Genomic DNA, 15186 nt, shown 5'->3' on the forward strand with positions numbered 1-15186 from the left:
CATAAGCTGGCAAATAACGGGATAAATAAGAAAGAGTATAACAGTATTCAACCATAAACGTTGAATACTATTCATACTGTGTTTATTAAATGAGGTTAAGGAGCACTTTGAATTGAAGTAGAAGAATGGATTTCTTCTTGCTCTGCTTCATGATGTTTTGTGGAGATGTTTTGCATTTTTCCAATTAGATCTGCAAGATTCCTTTGGGCCTCTAAATTGTGTGCAGCAGAGTTATATCCACAAATACCAGCAACTTTGGATTCCAGCCCTTGCAAGGAAGTAATGATATTTTGCAAGGTTTCAGTTGTTGCTACTTTATGAGCTCCCCCCAAGATTCCGAAATTACGCAGCAAACTTGCTGTTGATTTAGGGATATTAGCCATTTGTTTTTACTCCACTACTGCTTTCATGAATGTAGGTTATCATTCATAAGCTTAAGAAAAACTTAAGAAAGCGCAAACTTGCACTTTCTTTACAAATTACTAGTCATACATTAACTCATCAAGGGGAGTGTAGTCACGACTAGGCCCTCCTTGAATCAATTCATTTAAAACATCGGTCATACAAAGCAGTCTTAAGGAATTGGGAGTAACTTCGTCAAACACCACCCTAATGCCTAACATTGCATTTTCGGCCTCATCAAAAGTAACACCTAACCCATACCCTAAGCAAAGAGAACAGAGCTGATCGGCCCGTCTGGCAATTGCAGGCAATAATCCAGTGTCGGCAAACACTTCTTCAAAACTCACGAAACGATCATTCAAATAAAACTTGGCGTTCATATTGGCAGCGATCAATGCCATGCCCTTACGTATATCTATATCCATCAGCGCCACCAGGGTTGAGAACTTTTAAGAGGGCCTGCAAAAAAACTTCTTAACCATCTTAAGAATACTGGCACAGTAAATCCATAATGTTCAATGATTCCAAAAAAAACGGCAGAAATCAAAACCAGAATGCCAGTCCACACGCGAATGTGCATTAAAAAAAGGAAGATTGGGAATGCTGCACGCGCATCAACCATAAAAAAACGAGCACTTCTTGCGGAATCGCGCCAGTGCGCGGTGTCAGCGAAGCCTCCAGCAGCCATACAAACCTCACCTCAACTACTTGATTGATATATTAACAGTATATCGTTCAGAAATGAGAATTCAAGAGACAGCTAGAGCCTATGCGACTCTAGATAAAAATTGTAAGAAAAAAACTTAAGATTGCGGCGTATAATCATGCTTGTCTTTCTTAGTGAGACAATCATTCACGAGATCTGAAAAAGACAATCCGGTAGTTGAACTCGGGGCAATAACTTCTTTCGCAGCGACAGGAGAGGTTTTTTGTTCAACCTCTTTGCTTTTAGCGACGGAACTTAAGTGGTTCAATTTCGCCAGTATGTGGTTCGTGCTATTTGCCATAACAGCCTCCGGCAATCAATTCTTAGCTTGAAGCTTAACAAATTAAAATTAAGGCTTTATTAAGGGTTTATTTTTTACCGTTGATTTTACGAAGTCATGACGGCTTAAAAATAACCACTAACTTTTAATCTGCCTGAAATTGCAATAAATGACAAGCAAAAAACATCATAAAAAACCCAATTTATTGTTAACTCAATTATTTCTCTAAAGAGTTGATGCAAAAACTTACAATATCTTAACGATTGGGCAAAGGAATTTGAGTTAAGATTTAGTTGAATGAATTTTTTACTTTTGGGTCAAACATGCTCCGATACAATCATGACAGCCTGCAAATTAGATTTTGGAAGCGCGAGCTTGAGCAAACAATAACGGACAGAACGGTCTTAAAAAAAGAATTACTGGATTTACTTTCCGATAATGAGAAGCTTCCCTACCAATGCCTCTACAATTTTAATAAAAAAAGGAATGCTTTGTTAGGCGATGAACATGATCAAGGTTGGAGTTGGACCTCACACTTTGATTGGTTTTGGAATTTTTTATTGTACTTAGGCTTTATAAAAGAAAATCCTATGGCAGGATCTAAATTACGCCAAGTTTTGACTAAAACACCTCCTGGAAGACTCGTTATTTTAAATCCTGCTGAATTGGCTGAGAGAGAAAGCGGGGATAGCCAGGACTTCAAGCTGGATAAGGATGAGGATTTTGAGCAAGCCCTGTTTTCTGATTCTCCCGAAGCTTTACTTGATGTAAGCAATCGTATAAGTACATTGGCAAAGCTGGAAACCGGCTTAAGACCACATCCTGACTTATATGAACTCCAAATTGCCGAACTCCAAATTGCCCTTAAGCGACTTGAGGCAATAAAATACCGCTTGGCACCTGAACATTACCGCCAATATCTTGAGGAGCTATTTGATAAAGCTCCCCAAGTCTGCCTGAGCTTTTTTTACAATCTTCATAGGGAGGAGAGAACTGAGGATTTCACTCAACCCCATGAATATTTTGAATCCTATTACATGACTCGAGCTTTGCTTGACCAATTCGTTGCACCAAGGGGAGAGATTAAGGAAGACCCCATTAATGCTACGCTTTATGAGTTACTGTATCTTATTGCTGTTCTGGTTACTGATGAGAATCAATTTCAATCTCTAATCAATACTTCAGGAGAGGTTAATGCCCTCTATAAATCACATTTAAAAGTGAAAGAGAAAATCTTGCCAATGCTTGAAGCAACAATGGACCAGACAAGATTTAAATCAAAAGACTACGACAACCCACTGACTCTTGTAGAAGATATCTTTACTTACCTAAATCCTAGTTCTTCCACCCTGCTTCGACAGATCGCCAGATTGGCCACTGAGCAATTAGCAATTACCTTGAAATCCGCAATAACCCATGACAAAAGGCAAGATTGGTTTCCAAAAAGCATTGCCTATTTGGTTTTACAATTTTTAACTACTAACATCACTGGAACTTGGAAACAGTCTTCCCATAAATTTTTTGAAGAACCGTCTGCCTGTGATGCTCTCGTTTCCCCTTACTCTTATGGGTCCAAAGTACCCAGTCTTTATCAACGCGCTGAGCGCTGTGCCACTGAAATTTTAATTAATGGCGCCATGAGCGAGGGCAAACGACTAGGTTTTGTAAAAGCACGAGAGATCTTGAAGGATTATATGAAAGATCCCAAGCCTTATGAAATGGATTGGATTTTTTCGAGAATCAAAGCAGTGCAACCCGAACTCTTACCTCCCATTGAAGCATTGTTTAAAAATCCACCGCATTATTATAATGAAGAGATTCTGAAACTTTGGTCTGACTCGGCAATTCCGCAAGAGAATACTGAAGATTTGTTTAATAAAGTTCATCAACTTGTAAAACAAGCCTATGAAGCCAACCTTCGTTATGACTTGAATATTGAAAATGAATGCAATCAAGAAGCTTTATCCCTTTTTTACCATTTCTTGAAACGTTCAGATCTCACTCCAACACAAATTGCCTCTGCCTTATACGATTTATTACCTACATTTAAAGAGACCTGCGCCAGGGATGTTCTTATCAAGCTCTGGGAAATTGAACTTCGCGAGCTGCATAAACGAAGTTTTCACTGGTCCCTAGAAGAAGTGAAACCCAGGATTGATAAGCTTGAGCTATCAACAGAAGCTAATCCCCTGGAAGTTGCGAAAGAATTGCATAAACAAGCCAAAGAAAGGCAAAATGACTTGAATCAGGCAAGTTCAAAAATAGACTATGAACAGCGCCTGCAGGAACTTAAGGAACTTTCACAAGAAGCCGTTTGTTACTTTGCTTTGTTTGTTGAGCAAACCGATAACAGATCTTCTTCACACTACGCAGATGCACAAGCATTTTTAAATGAATATTTATCGAGTTTTTTAAAAGAAGAACAGCTTTTTGCATGGAATAAAGCTTTATCTAAGCTAAATAGCCCTGCATCCGTGCACAACCTGACCACCTTCTTTTCCCCTCTTGCGGAAAACTCCCAAATTGGTTCACAAATTTCTAAAGAGCCTCAGGAAAGCGCTCCTGAAAGCTATGCAAAGGGGCAAGCTAATTCTTAGCCCCTCCCCTCAAGCTTTAGCCACTTGAATCAATGCAGCTTGCTCAAACACATAGTCTGTAATAAAGTGATGAGCATGCCGCTAACCTATAGTTTTTAATGAGAGTATTCTGTACAGCACTGGCTATTGCTGCCTTCATTGCTAGCGCTTATCTTTTTCAACAAAATGCGCCCTCTATTTTGAATGCTATCAAGCATCTAGGCTGGCTTGCCCCATTTTTATTCATCGTAATCTACGGAATAGCTACTATTCTACTTTTACCCACCATGGTTTTAACTTTAACAGGTGGTGCCTTATTTGGACCCACATTTGGAACACTATTAAATTTGATTGGTGCAAGTTTTGGTGCGGCCTTGGCCTTCCTTATTAGTCGTCATCTGGCCACCGACTGGTTCTCTGGAAAAAGAGGGCCACGAATGAACAAACTCATTCTTGGTGTTGAAAACAATGGTTGGCAATTCGTAGCCTTACTTCGTCTGGTGCCCATTATTCCATTTAACTTGGTCAATTATGGTTTAGGATTGACAGGGATTAAATTCAGTCATTATCTCATCACCACTTTGATTTTTTTAACTCCGGCCGAAATTGTATACACCTATTGCGGCTATGCCGGCATGGGTGTTTTGATGCAACAAAATACTTTATATAAAAGCTCAGGGATCTTACTATTGGTTTTTTTAATTATTGGTGTGATGCTTTTCAAGCTGGTTCGACATTACCAAAATAAGCGAATGAAAATGGACTAGGATCCTAGGCATAACTGTCCTTAGCCAACAGATCTTGCATCAGATTAATCAATGGGTGATCAAGCCTGAAGCAACATTCGTTAAAGCTCTCAACATTGCGAATTCCCTGTAAAGAATTGCAGATAAAAATGGCATCGGCTTGTTCAATGTGAATCTTGTCTAACTCACACTCAAAATGTGCAATAGCATTTGCCTTACTAAGTGCTAGTAAGCGCTGCCTGATTATGCCATTTAGCACGCCACTTTCGAGACTGGGGGTGAAAATTTGATTTTGTTTAATGAGGAAAAGATTAGCTATTGAGGTCTCTGTGGCATGTTTATCCAGATTAAAAAATACCACATCATCCGCCCCTTGTTTTTCAGCCTCTCGTCTAGCTAAAACGGCTTCCAGGTAACACATGGATTTGATGCGGTAGATGGGATTATTGCTATCCCTAAGCCAGGGAGCACTGATCAATTTCAGAGCTTTTGCATTTTTTGCATATTGAAAAGCATCAAATATTAATCGTGGCTGCTCGCTGGATTGCGTCAACCCCCGAGGTGCGCTACCCCCGCTTAAAGTAACTTTTATCCCTCCATGTTGGAGTCGATGAATCTGGATGCACTCCAGGAGTTTTGCCAACCATAATTCAAATGAAACATCGAACTGAATATTTAAAAATTGCGCCGCCTGCTTGATTCGTTGCCAATGCAATTTGGGATAACAAGGTTTAGCATGCGCTATGCGCAAAGTTTCAAAAAGGCCTTCCCCCAGGAGAATCCGGTCATCCATAGGAATAAGAGCCTGCCCATTTCTATTAGTAAAAATGAGCGGGGTCATTAAGAATTAATCATCAGCAAAATCATCAAGCTCATCTCGTAATTGCGCCATCAATTCTTTTTCTTCGAGCATTTTTTCAAGGCGCCTTCGAGCACTCAAAGTAGAGCTTTCACCAGACTCGGCGTTGATTAATTCTTCCTCGGGATCTACGAAGGGCTCAATTTCATCTAAATCTTCGTCATCATCAAATATATCACTCATACCCATTTCTCTTAGGTTAGTCCGTCATTTCATGCCGTTAAGGCTGGCCTTAAATCAACCCCAAAGCATCTGTGTAATTCGACAGCTATATACCTTATTTTTGCAATCATGACTAGATTTATTAGAAAAAAAAATTCTTTTCTAAACAAGGCGAGTAAACTAGTATAACTTGGGCTTAAAGTAGAACTGAGATATAAACCAATGACTAACCGTTTTAGACTTGCCTTAAGACGCAGCTTAAAACAAATTCGTGCAAATTTATCTTCCGATTACCAACAAATTGCCTCGGCTCAAGTTTCCAAACACATCAGTACATTGGATGAGTATCGTTACGCAAAAAATATTGGTCTCTACAAACCGGTAAAAGGGGAAATTGATTTAAGAGGCTTATGGCGTTCGGCCTCGTCGCATGGGAAATATTGTTACTTTCCAGTTCTCAATGAAAACAATACATTGTCCTTTTTACCAGCCACACCAGCCACATCCTTTATTGAAAATCGCTTCGGTATTCCTGAACCCGCGGTCTCCCGGGATAAATCAATAGCCATTGGAGATTTAGATATTATCTTTATGCCCTTGCTGGCTTTTGACGATCGTTGCACCCGCTTGGGAATGGGTGCCGGCTATTATGATCGCACTTTAGAAAATGAATCCCACCCGCTGCTAATAGGCGTCGCTTATGAGTTTCAGCATATGTTTTATATTGAGCCTCAAGCTTGGGATATTCCCTTATCGGCTGTTGTAACCCCTAATGCAATTTATTGGAGTAAAAAATGACTCGTTTTTGGTTGATGAAATCAGAACCCAATTGTTTTAGCATTGATGATTTAAAAAAAGCACCTAATCAAACGACTCAATGGGATGGTGTCCGTAACTATCAGGCGCGAAATTTTATGCTTAATGAAATGAGCCTAGGTGATCAGGTATTGTTTTATCATTCCAATTGCACCCCCCCTGCTATCGTCGGCATTGCTGAGGTTGTGCGCGAAGCTTACCCGGATTACACTGCTCTTGATCCCGACAGCGAGCATCCTGACCCCAAAAGTACTCAAGACAATCCACGCTGGTATATGGTTGATATCCAATTCAAGAGAAAATTCCAACAACCAATTTCTCTGGATAACTTAAGGCAATACCCAGAATTGGAAAACATGTTGCTCTTACGCAAAGGCAATCGTTTGTCAGTTTTGCCTGTGGCGGAGAACGAATGGAATTTTATTGTTAATCATTTAAGCAACTGATTGCCTGCATTCAAACCATGAAGCATCCATTATTACAATTATTGCTGTCTTTCAGCCTATGGTTATCTGCAGACTCTGATGTCTTTGCCAAACATTCTGCCGTTGAATTTTTTTATTCCAATAATCAGGGAACCATCAACTTTACCAAAGCCTATGAACGCCTAAAAGGCAAAGAACAAATCAACCTCGAAAGAGAAGCAATAGAAGTTTTGCAAGCACAGCATATGGAGCAAGGAGAGCTTAAAAATCGACTGGGAGCATACTATTTTGCTAATAAAAAACAACAAACGGCAGAAAACTCCCAAATCTTTTATTCCTCGCCTTTGCAAATTTTATCAAGAAAAAAAATATTTGCCCTTGCCATTGCATTGGCAAAACAATTAAATCAGGAATCCATTGCCGTTTTCATTCCAAACCAATCCCATACAATCGGGAAAGCACAATTAGTATTCATCACTCATAAACCTACTATCCCTGAAGCTCTAAATATGATTCGCATAAAATTACCCGCTTCCTATCAACATGCGTTTACATTGCAAGTCACGACGGATAAAAGCAGCTATCGCTATGCACAAGTCCAATCAATCGTGTGGTTGGGTCATCATTTAAAAAAGGAGATGTTGCAAAAGAAATTTCCTTCCGAAACATTAAAATTTCGACAAGGGGATGCCTATTTGTTGTTTAGAAAAGGAACTTACAAGCTTTTGTAATGATCAGCTAAGAATTCCAAACTGGGTATTCTTTGTTCCAGCCAATTGAACATCCATTTTTGGGCTTCTTGATTGGCCACATCGATGCTTTGCATGCAAATGAAAGCCACATCCTTCTTTTTATCTGCTTGCGATAACCTTTTTTTGATTTTGTCTAATGAATGACAGGCGCCATTTACTGTTATTGCCTTAAGTGTTTTGTCCAAAATTATCGGCTTATTTTGCAGTTCTAAATGCATAAGCAGGGAAATAGGCCAAAATTGCTTGGCGTTTCTGAATTTATAGGAAATATTACTCGTCAACAAGTGTGGATGTTTTAAAAAAAATTGCTCAAAGACATCCCTTTTAAGTGCAAAAGGAATATGAGGCAAATGAAAAAAGCGCTTATTAAAACCCGCCATTTTTGCGCTATTCTCTTGCAGCCGCCGATGCTCATTAAGTTTTTCAGCGCAAGATAATATTGGAAGACAATTTTTAATGCGCGACCGCCATTTTCTTTCTGTTTGGATCTTCCATTCGCCACGTAGGACAACACGGTTTTCTCTAAAAAAATCGCTCTTGTTTATTGGTCGAATAAGAGAACAATCATCATTTAAATAAATAAAAGAATTTGTAAGGTTTGGAATGCGCCAAAGAACCGACTCAATGGACAAGCTATTAAAAGTTGGCAAATACTTCTCATCATCAGGAAATATTTCCTGATGATCAATAATCTTAATTTTTTTTGCCAAACAGGTGCCAGACACCTGTTTGTATATTGAAGGGGTTTGGCTGTCTGTGACAATGTGAATGGTTCTTAACCAAGGGGCGAAAAAGAGCAGTGAACGAAGGCAATAATCAATTTCTCCCTGTTGATTAAACCGAGTGGGAAGGGCCGCTTCGTCATTTCTACTTAGACCTGTGAGATTGAGAAAGTGCTCTACTTTTTGCCTGTGCTGCTCATCATGTCCATCTACCCAGGTAATTACTGCATCAATCGCTTCCTGATTCACCATTACCCCTTAACCACAACCATGCTCCTCGGAAAAACTTACAGCGCTTCTTCACCAACTTCCCCAGTTCGAATGCGGATGGCCTGCTCCAATTCGTATACGAAAATTTTACCATCCCCAATCTTTCCTGTGTAGGCGGCCTTACAAATTGCATCAATGGCTCGCTCAACCATATCATCAGCTAAAGCCAATTCAATTTTTATTTTGGGTAAAAAATCCACTACGTATTCCGCCCCGCGATAGAGTTCTGTATGCCCTTTTTGACGCCCAAAACCTCGCGTTTCTGAAATAGTAATTCCTGGCACACCAATTTCCATAAGCGCTTCATGTACATCGTCTAATTTGAAGGGCTTGATTATCGCTGTGAGCATTTTCATAATGATTCCTCAATTGTCTCAGATAAACACATGACTGAGAGCATTAACTTTTGTTAGACTGTGGCCATGTAAAACAAAACACGCAGGAGACTTGCATGTTTGACACAAAACATTTTGACGATTTAGCTAGAAAACTCTTTGCCACACTACCGACAAGTCTACAAAACTTTGAAAAAGAGATTCAACAAAAATTCAAAGAAGTTCTCCAATCCGCTTTTTCGCGACTTGATCTGGTGACTCGGGAAGAATTTGATGTGCAAACGAAGGTGCTGGCCAGGACACGTGAAAAATTGGACCATTTGCAACTGGAAATTGACAGGCTAAGCGCCGAACACAAAAAAATTAAATAAGCACTGGTCAATTGGTTTAAACAGCGTAGAATAGCTTCCCATAAAAGTCCAATCCATTCAGGAAGATAGATGAATCTCGCTGTGAGCAAGACGCGCAGTGCATTGGGTATTTATGCCCAACCTGTTTCTGTAGAAGTGCATTTGTCCAATGGCTTACCCGGCTTTACCATTGTTGGCCTTGCCGAAGCCGCGGTGAAAGAAAGCAAGGATCGCGTTCGCAGTGCCATCATTAACAGTCAGTTTGAATTTCCATGCCGCAAAATTATCGTCAATCTAGCCCCAGCTGATTTACCTAAATCAGGAAGCGGCTTTGATTTACCGATCGCTATCGGCATATTGGCTGCCTCCGGCCAAATACCCCTGCAAAAATTAGCTTCACATGAGTTCATAGCCGAATTGGCTTTAAGTGGTGAATTAAGAGCAGTTCCGGCCATTATCCCCATTGTATTGGCGACGTGTCGAGACGAACAAAAACTCATCATTTCAGCAGCCAATGCCGATGAAGCCTCATTAGTGGGCTATGCTGGCGTTTTATCAGCTTGTACTTTGCGCGAAGTCTGCAGCTATTTATGTCAAGACAGCCCCTTAGGGAAATTGTCCCCAAGACCCTCTTGCCAAACCCATGAGGAAAAACTGGATTGGTCTGACATTAAAGGGCAACAGCATGCAAAACAAGCCATGGAGATCGCCGCCTGTGGTGGCCATAGCGTTTTACTAAGCGGACCACCTGGCAGCGGTAAAACCATGCTGGCCAAGCGCTTCAGTACACTTCTGCCTGAGTTAAATGATGTCCAGGCTTTGGAATGTGCAGCCATAAACTCCATTCGCGGCAGCCGCTATGATTTTAAAAACTGGAAGCGCCCTCCTTTTCGCTCCCCACATCATACTGCCTCCCCTGTAGCATTGGTTGGAGGAGGTAATCCACCGAAACCCGGGGAGATTTCTCTGGCGCATCATGGCGTGCTATTTCTTGATGAATTACCCGAGTTTCACAAGCATGTTTTGGAAACATTAAGGCAACCATTGGAATCAGGGAGCGTTTCAATTTCCCGTGCGGCCATGCAGATGGAATTTCCCGCGCAATTTCAACTGATTGCCGCCATGAATCCCTGCCCTTGTGGCCAGTGGGGTAATTCGCAAGCCAACTGCATATGCACACCGGAGCGAATTAATCGTTATATCTCCAAGTTGTCCGCCCCTCTTCTTGATAGAATTGATATGCACATAAATGTGCAAGCACTCCCGCAGGAAGAACTGATTAAAAACAATGGGATTCCAGAATGTCTAAGCCCCAAAATTCGTGACCGTGTAACTCATATTCGCGAAATACAGCAAACGCGGCAAAACTGTTTGAATTCGCAACTGCATCCCAAAGAATGCGAGCTGGTTTGCGCTCTTGGTAAAGAAGAAGAATTGTTTTTAGCCTCAGCCTTAAGCCGGTTAAAATTATCGGCCCGAAGCTATCATCGCTTGTTAAAGGTAGCCAGGACAATAGCGGATATGAACAATGAACCAAACGTAAACCTTAAAGCTTTGCAGTTTGCATTCTCTTTTAAACAAAATTTAACCATGCCTTAAATTAGGTGATTATTTTATACAAATTGTTAATATAAAGTTAAGCTTTTAAAGCTATAATTAAGCCATCAGTAAAATTAGAGTGTATAGGGTCTGCAATGCCTGGCTCGGAAATCCCCAGTAAAAGAGAAGCGCACTTTAAAGCCTTTTTTGAAAAGTGGCGCGGGAAAAGTATTGCCGAAAAAGAAAATGCCTATATTGCTACAGCCTTGTTGCTTGACAAACATATGGATAAGGTTGAGGACATCAGTCAACTATTAGACATCCATGAAGAAGATTTCAATACCTGGGAAAAATACCAAAAAAGAACTATGGGAGCCATTCTCTTTGGTAAACTCAGCCTGGACTATTATCTTGAACAGCTTGCAAATAAAGAAGGGTCGGAAGCCCGATTAATAGAGGAATCCAGTAAAATCCTGGGTTGGTTCTACAAAGACCTATCCATGTGGAAGATACCCCTTGCACAAAGTCAAATAACAGCGCTTCTTGGCTTAACTGAAAGCTGGTTAGCACAGCATAGCGGGACTAATCCAAAACAAGCATTACAGCTCTGTCTGGACTTGTATTTGACTATAAAAATCATCCAGAAAAAAGTTCAAAAAGATTACAGCTCATTTGCCGGTTATGTGGATACAGATGCCCTGCTAGGCAAGATTAAACACACTGCAGAAGCCCTGAGTCATGCCATTAAACAAGGCCAGGACTCTCAAGGCCAAATGCAAGAAAGCTTACATGAAGGCACAGGGAATCTCGTTGTTGAATCCAGTAGAGAAGAAAATAGCGTCTTGCAAGAACACAATATTCCTCCACTTAATGCAGAAATTAACGCTTCTGTGGCTTCCCCCCAGATTCAAAGCCAGCCTGAAATTATTTCCGAAGAAGAGGTGAGCGAAGCTCCTAAACCTCTTGTTGAACATGTGAATGAACATATTTTAAGGATGCTGCAACCCAGTGAAATTTCCATTTCAGAGCGTGTTCACAATGTCATTAGCGAATTAAATATCCTTAAAACGCAATTTGCAGCTCTCATGGAGGCGCGCAGAATAGCTGAGGAAGCCCAAACCCAGGTAAAAACGCTTACAAACAGTATTGCCGATGCACAACGCTTTCAAGAATCCCTGAAAGCGAACAAGCAATATTTCTCTGAACTAAAGCATGAAAATCCTAATGGTTATAAAGCGTTAATCAGTACTGAGGCAGCAAAAGATTTGATTAGCAATGTTAACAATTTGGAAAATTCTAATTATCAATTTCCGGTAAGGGTAACCGGTCGTTTGCTATCTTACGTCAGTTCTTACCTGGTATCAGAGGAACGATTGCAAACTGCCAGACAATATTTACCTGATTCCTGGGAGAGTGTCTGTACAAAGGCTGCATTAGACTGTGCTCCTAGCGCTATTACCCAATTACAGGACAAATTAGCAGCAGCCAACAGGAACTTAAGCGATAAGCAACGAGCTTTAGCCTTATTAAGTAAGTCCCTGGCTGATTACTTGGGTGATGAAGCAAGTGAGCAACAACAGAGCAGGCTTGCAGAGACCATTGTTCATGCTACAGCTGAAGAATTCACGGCAATTCAGCAAGATATTGACGGTAAAATGAAACTTCTTGAGGAATACCATCAATTGTATGAGCACGTACAACGCCTTCATGATCAGCTTGCTGCCATAGACCGATATGGCCAGGAAGTAGATGAGATAATTAGAATCAATGATGGCTTATTGAATCGACTTTTAAACTGGCTTGCGCAATTCAGTTCTTTCTTTAAAACAGAAAGGGTGCAAAAAGTTGAGAATGCCTTTATAGCCAAACAAGAACTTGAAGAAATGAAAGTGGCCTTCAATCAAGCAGTGGATGGAGCCATATCGCATTTTAGGGAGCAAGAGAATCATTCCGCAGTGAGAGCAATTATAGCTGATGCCAAAATAGAGCCTTCCGCCGATGAGATTGAATTTCCTTCCTTCGAAAAAATTATTGAACCAGCTCGGGCGCCCAGTAAGTTCAGCACCGTAAAAACTTTGTTTTCTGCTGCTGCCAGTGAAAGATCATCGCAATCCATTGAGAATGATTTAACTGGTGAAGAGCAACGAAGCCTTAGAAACTAATAATCGCAATCGCTAGGCATAACCACCAGATCACGAATGCATATTCTTTGAGGCAAGCGCCAGCAAAACATAATGATTTCAGCGAGCTCTTCTGGCATGATAAAACTCGGATTGCCTAATAATTCGCAATATTTTTCGAAGCTAATTCCCATTTTAGCATGGATATTGGTTTTAATTAGGCCGGGAGCAATATTCATCACCCTAACATGATTTTTTGCTTCTGCCATCTGCAAACTTTCACTTATTGAACGGACTGCGTGTTTACTGGCGTGATAAATAACGCCCTGCGCTGCGGGTTTTCTATCGCCAATCGAACTGATGTTTATGATTGTTCCCGATTTCCTGGCAGACATATCGGAGAGAACAATTTTTATGCCGTTTACCACTCCCTTGAGCAATACATCCATTTCATAATGAGCTTTTTCAATCGGCATATCCCTAAATTCGCCAACATGGATAAGTCCCGCATTATTGATAAGGCATTCCGTTTTACCATAGCGGCTTTCAGCCTGCAAAACAGCCGTCTTAAATTGTTCATAGTCACAGACATCAAGCTGGGCATAGGTGACTTCATAGTTTTTTAATTCGGGCAGGGGTTGAATATGACGGCTGATAAGAAGACAAGGATGGCCTGTTTCGGCAAATTTCCCGGCCAATGCACGGCCAATCCCTTCGCTGGCTCCTGTAATTACAACAAGCGGCTTTTTATCACCCATGGTCACAACTCCTTTGTGAAGACCTTCCTTAACGTTATGGAAGCGATTGAATTAAGCTTTCGATTATGGCCATTCTCATAAACACGCCATTGCTCACTTGCTGCAAAATAAATGATTGTGATCCATCCGCAACATCGCTGTCAATTTCAACACCGCGGTTGAGAGGCCCGGGATGCATAATCATTGCATTGGGCTTCGCGTATTTAAGGCTGTCTTGGGTTAGCGCATAAAGCTTGCGGTAGGTTTCCAAGTTTATTTCTTCATTCTGCTGCAGGCGCTCCTTCTGAACTCTTAAGCCGATGACGACATCAGCATCATTCAGACCTTCCTCCAAAGAATTGCTCACTCGGCCATGATGAACAGTTAGAGGTTGCCAAATGTCTGGGGCAATCAACCGCACATCATTGATACCTAGAACAGAACAAAGACATTGAAGAGAGTTGGCTACTCGAGAGTGACGAAGATTGCCGACAATGGCAACTTTTAGCTCTGCTAGATTGGGTTTTTGCTCATAAATAGTCATTAAATCGAGCATAGCCTGACTCGGGTGCGCATGCTTACCGTCACCAGCATTGATGAGATGCACATTATCTGCTAAGTTTTTCGCCAGGTCTTGAGGGAGGCCATCAAGGCTATGCCTAATTACGAAGAGATCAATTCCCATTGCAATTAAAGTTTGCAATGTATCCTCAATAATTTCGCCTTTGGCTTCAGAAGAACTTTGTAAATCAAGATTAATTACAGTTAATCCCAGTTTTTTTGCAGCTAATTCAAAGCTCACACGAGTCCGGGTGCTGTTTTCATAAAATAAATTGGCCACGGTGTGTGAGGAGTAATCAGGATAAACCTTAGTCTGTTTAAATTGAAGTGCCCGATGCAGCAGTTGTTCAATGTACTGCTTGGAGCATTGACTAATTTCTAGAAAGTGATTCATGTGTCTTCATGCGGATGTTGCAGCCATTGCTCTAAAATAATACAAGCAGCAAAGCTATCGACCTGAGATTGTTTGATTTTACGATATCCACCTTCTGCAAACAACTGCGCCCTTGCTTCAACTGTTGACAATCTTTCATCAACCAGATGAGTCGGTAGAGAAAAACGTTGAGCTAACTCTGCTGCAAATTCCCGTGAAGCGGCTGTAGTATACTGCTCGCTGTCATCGATACACCTGGGCAAACCAACAATTAAAGCTTCAGGACGCCACTCCTGGATTAACTTGTTTACCAAATCCCAATTTGGGACTCCTTCTCTTGCTTGCAAAGTAGTTAAAGGACGTGCACTGGAGGTAATTTTCTGGCCAACTGCAACGCCTATGCGTTTATAGCCAAAATCAAACCCTAAATACACATCTTTCGGCATTCAAAAACT

At 41.0% G+C, this 15186-nt stretch carries 19 protein-coding genes; 8 read left to right on the top strand and 11 right to left on the bottom strand.

The window, feature by feature from the left end; translation table 11 throughout:
* Nucleotides 1–95 precede the first annotated feature (95 nt).
* From EL203_RS10505 to EL203_RS10520, 4 genes are all read right to left on the bottom strand, one after another.
* Nucleotides 96–383, bottom strand: a complete 288-nt coding sequence (locus EL203_RS10505) for a hypothetical protein (RefSeq protein ID WP_058472031.1) — start codon at nt 381–383, stop codon at nt 96–98.
* 99 nt (nt 384–482) lie between these two features.
* Complete coding sequence (locus EL203_RS10510; RefSeq protein WP_058472030.1) at nt 483–827, bottom strand: type IV secretion IcmS family protein; 345 nt, start codon at nt 825–827, stop codon at nt 483–485.
* Nucleotides 827–1090, bottom strand: coding sequence for an IcmT/TraK family protein (icmT, locus tag EL203_RS10515; RefSeq protein WP_058472029.1), 264 nt, complete (start codon nt 1088–1090; stop codon nt 827–829). Before icmT ends, EL203_RS10510 begins: the two co-directional genes overlap by 1 nt.
* A gap of 115 nt (nt 1091–1205) precedes the next feature.
* Nucleotides 1206–1409 carry a hypothetical protein gene (locus EL203_RS10520; RefSeq protein ID WP_058472028.1) on the bottom strand — a complete coding sequence of 68 codons (204 nt, stop codon included), beginning with the start codon at nt 1407–1409 and terminating at the stop codon, nt 1206–1208.
* 302 nt (nt 1410–1711) lie between these two features.
* On the opposite strand from EL203_RS10520, the gene EL203_RS10525 reads away from it, so the two are divergent.
* A complete protein-coding gene (locus EL203_RS10525) occupies nt 1712–3985 on the top strand; it encodes a hypothetical protein (protein ID WP_126320118.1) in 2274 nt (757 codons plus the stop codon).
* Nucleotides 3986–4083: 98 nt separating this feature from the next.
* Entirely contained in the window at nt 4084–4731 is a 648-nt protein-coding gene (locus EL203_RS10530) for a TVP38/TMEM64 family protein (RefSeq protein WP_058472026.1), read from the top strand.
* A 4-nt stretch (nt 4732–4735) separates the two neighbouring features.
* On the opposite strand, the gene EL203_RS10535 is transcribed toward EL203_RS10530, so the two are convergent.
* The gene (locus EL203_RS10535) at nt 4736–5551 is read right to left on the bottom strand and encodes an aminotransferase class IV (RefSeq protein ID WP_058472025.1); all 816 of its coding nucleotides are present in this window, start codon (nt 5549–5551) and stop codon (nt 4736–4738) included.
* A gap of 6 nt (nt 5552–5557) precedes the next feature.
* On the bottom strand, nt 5558–5752 hold the full coding sequence (locus EL203_RS10540; RefSeq protein ID WP_058472024.1) for a PA3496 family putative envelope integrity protein: 195 nt from the start codon (nt 5750–5752) through the stop codon (nt 5558–5560).
* A gap of 201 nt (nt 5753–5953) precedes the next feature.
* On the opposite strand from EL203_RS10540, the gene EL203_RS10545 reads away from it, so the two are divergent.
* Genes EL203_RS10545 through EL203_RS10555 form a run of 3 tightly spaced genes read left to right on the top strand, consistent with a single transcriptional unit; the run spans nt 5954 to nt 7703 of the window.
* Nucleotides 5954–6529, top strand: a complete 576-nt coding sequence (locus EL203_RS10545) for a 5-formyltetrahydrofolate cyclo-ligase (protein ID WP_058472023.1) — start codon at nt 5954–5956, stop codon at nt 6527–6529.
* Nucleotides 6526–6993: an EVE domain-containing protein gene (locus tag EL203_RS10550; RefSeq protein ID WP_058472022.1), complete on the top strand. Its 468-nt coding sequence runs from the start codon at nt 6526–6528 to the stop codon at nt 6991–6993. The genes EL203_RS10545 and EL203_RS10550 overlap by 4 nt, the downstream gene beginning before the upstream one ends.
* A gap of 17 nt (nt 6994–7010) precedes the next feature.
* Complete coding sequence (locus EL203_RS10555) at nt 7011–7703, top strand: hypothetical protein (protein ID WP_058472021.1); 693 nt, start codon at nt 7011–7013, stop codon at nt 7701–7703.
* On the opposite strand, the gene EL203_RS10560 is transcribed toward EL203_RS10555, so the two are convergent.
* The gene (locus tag EL203_RS10560; RefSeq protein ID WP_162262757.1) at nt 7688–8695 is read right to left on the bottom strand and encodes a capsular biosynthesis protein; all 1008 of its coding nucleotides are present in this window, start codon (nt 8693–8695) and stop codon (nt 7688–7690) included. The two genes, EL203_RS10555 and EL203_RS10560, sit on opposite strands and share 16 nt — an antisense overlap.
* A gap of 38 nt (nt 8696–8733) precedes the next feature.
* Nucleotides 8734–9072 carry a P-II family nitrogen regulator gene (locus EL203_RS10565; RefSeq protein ID WP_058472019.1) on the bottom strand — a complete coding sequence of 113 codons (339 nt, stop codon included), beginning with the start codon at nt 9070–9072 and terminating at the stop codon, nt 8734–8736.
* A 95-nt stretch (nt 9073–9167) separates the two neighbouring features.
* Between EL203_RS10565 and ubiK the strand changes: the two genes are divergently transcribed.
* The 3 genes from ubiK (at nt 9168) to EL203_RS10580 (ending at nt 13102) form a co-directional block, all read left to right on the top strand.
* Nucleotides 9168–9422 carry a ubiquinone biosynthesis accessory factor UbiK gene (gene ubiK / locus EL203_RS10570; RefSeq protein WP_058472018.1) on the top strand — a complete coding sequence of 85 codons (255 nt, stop codon included), beginning with the start codon at nt 9168–9170 and terminating at the stop codon, nt 9420–9422.
* 69 nt (nt 9423–9491) lie between these two features.
* Nucleotides 9492–11000 carry a YifB family Mg chelatase-like AAA ATPase gene (locus tag EL203_RS10575; RefSeq protein ID WP_058472017.1) on the top strand — a complete coding sequence of 503 codons (1509 nt, stop codon included), beginning with the start codon at nt 9492–9494 and terminating at the stop codon, nt 10998–11000.
* 95 nt (nt 11001–11095) lie between these two features.
* A complete protein-coding gene (locus tag EL203_RS10580) occupies nt 11096–13102 on the top strand; it encodes a hypothetical protein (RefSeq protein ID WP_058472016.1) in 2007 nt (668 codons plus the stop codon).
* On the opposite strand, the gene EL203_RS10585 is transcribed toward EL203_RS10580, so the two are convergent.
* Genes EL203_RS10585 through ruvX form a run of 3 tightly spaced genes read right to left on the bottom strand, consistent with a single transcriptional unit; the run spans nt 13099 to nt 15177 of the window.
* On the bottom strand, nt 13099–13818 hold the full coding sequence (locus tag EL203_RS10585) for an SDR family oxidoreductase (RefSeq protein WP_058472015.1): 720 nt from the start codon (nt 13816–13818) through the stop codon (nt 13099–13101). The two genes, EL203_RS10580 and EL203_RS10585, sit on opposite strands and share 4 nt — an antisense overlap.
* A gap of 34 nt (nt 13819–13852) precedes the next feature.
* On the bottom strand, nt 13853–14752 hold the full coding sequence (locus EL203_RS10590; protein WP_058472014.1) for an aspartate carbamoyltransferase catalytic subunit: 900 nt from the start codon (nt 14750–14752) through the stop codon (nt 13853–13855).
* Entirely contained in the window at nt 14749–15177 is a 429-nt protein-coding gene (gene ruvX / locus EL203_RS10595) for a Holliday junction resolvase RuvX (protein WP_058472013.1), read from the bottom strand. Before ruvX ends, EL203_RS10590 begins: the two co-directional genes overlap by 4 nt.
* Between the last annotated feature and the right edge of the window lie 9 nt (nt 15178–15186).

The sequence above is a fragment of the Legionella jordanis genome (genome assembly GCF_900637635.1).
Lineage (GTDB): Bacteria > Pseudomonadota > Gammaproteobacteria > Legionellales > Legionellaceae > Tatlockia > Tatlockia jordanis.

Excerpts from the sequence above, each read along its gene's own strand:
- icmT (WP_058472029.1), bottom strand. The coding sequence starts at position 1,090 with ATGGCTGCTGGAGGCTTCGCTGACACCGCGCACTGGCGCGATTCCGCA.
- ubiK (WP_058472018.1), top strand. The coding sequence starts at position 9,168 with ATGTTTGACACAAAACATTTTGACGATTTAGCTAGAAAACTCTTTGCC.
- EL203_RS10505 (WP_058472031.1), bottom strand. The coding sequence starts at position 383 with ATGGCTAATATCCCTAAATCAACAGCAAGTTTGCTGCGTAATTTCGGA.
- EL203_RS10575 (WP_058472017.1), top strand. The coding sequence starts at position 9,492 with ATGAATCTCGCTGTGAGCAAGACGCGCAGTGCATTGGGTATTTATGCC.
- EL203_RS10580 (WP_058472016.1), top strand. The coding sequence starts at position 11,096 with ATGCCTGGCTCGGAAATCCCCAGTAAAAGAGAAGCGCACTTTAAAGCC.
- EL203_RS10530 (WP_058472026.1), top strand. The coding sequence starts at position 4,084 with ATGAGAGTATTCTGTACAGCACTGGCTATTGCTGCCTTCATTGCTAGC.
- EL203_RS10550 (WP_058472022.1), top strand. The coding sequence starts at position 6,526 with ATGACTCGTTTTTGGTTGATGAAATCAGAACCCAATTGTTTTAGCATT.
- EL203_RS10510 (WP_058472030.1), bottom strand. The coding sequence starts at position 827 with ATGGATATAGATATACGTAAGGGCATGGCATTGATCGCTGCCAATATG.
- EL203_RS10590 (WP_058472014.1), bottom strand. The coding sequence starts at position 14,752 with ATGAATCACTTTCTAGAAATTAGTCAATGCTCCAAGCAGTACATTGAA.
- EL203_RS10555 (WP_058472021.1), top strand. The coding sequence starts at position 7,011 with ATGAAGCATCCATTATTACAATTATTGCTGTCTTTCAGCCTATGGTTA.
- EL203_RS10565 (WP_058472019.1), bottom strand. The coding sequence starts at position 9,072 with ATGAAAATGCTCACAGCGATAATCAAGCCCTTCAAATTAGACGATGTA.
- EL203_RS10535 (WP_058472025.1), bottom strand. The coding sequence starts at position 5,551 with ATGACCCCGCTCATTTTTACTAATAGAAATGGGCAGGCTCTTATTCCT.
- EL203_RS10540 (WP_058472024.1), bottom strand. The coding sequence starts at position 5,752 with ATGAGTGATATATTTGATGATGACGAAGATTTAGATGAAATTGAGCCC.
- EL203_RS10545 (WP_058472023.1), top strand. The coding sequence starts at position 5,954 with ATGACTAACCGTTTTAGACTTGCCTTAAGACGCAGCTTAAAACAAATT.
- ruvX (WP_058472013.1), bottom strand. The coding sequence starts at position 15,177 with ATGCCGAAAGATGTGTATTTAGGGTTTGATTTTGGCTATAAACGCATA.
- EL203_RS10525 (WP_126320118.1), top strand. The coding sequence starts at position 1,712 with ATGCTCCGATACAATCATGACAGCCTGCAAATTAGATTTTGGAAGCGC.
- EL203_RS10520 (WP_058472028.1), bottom strand. The coding sequence starts at position 1,409 with ATGGCAAATAGCACGAACCACATACTGGCGAAATTGAACCACTTAAGT.
- EL203_RS10585 (WP_058472015.1), bottom strand. The coding sequence starts at position 13,818 with ATGGGTGATAAAAAGCCGCTTGTTGTAATTACAGGAGCCAGCGAAGGG.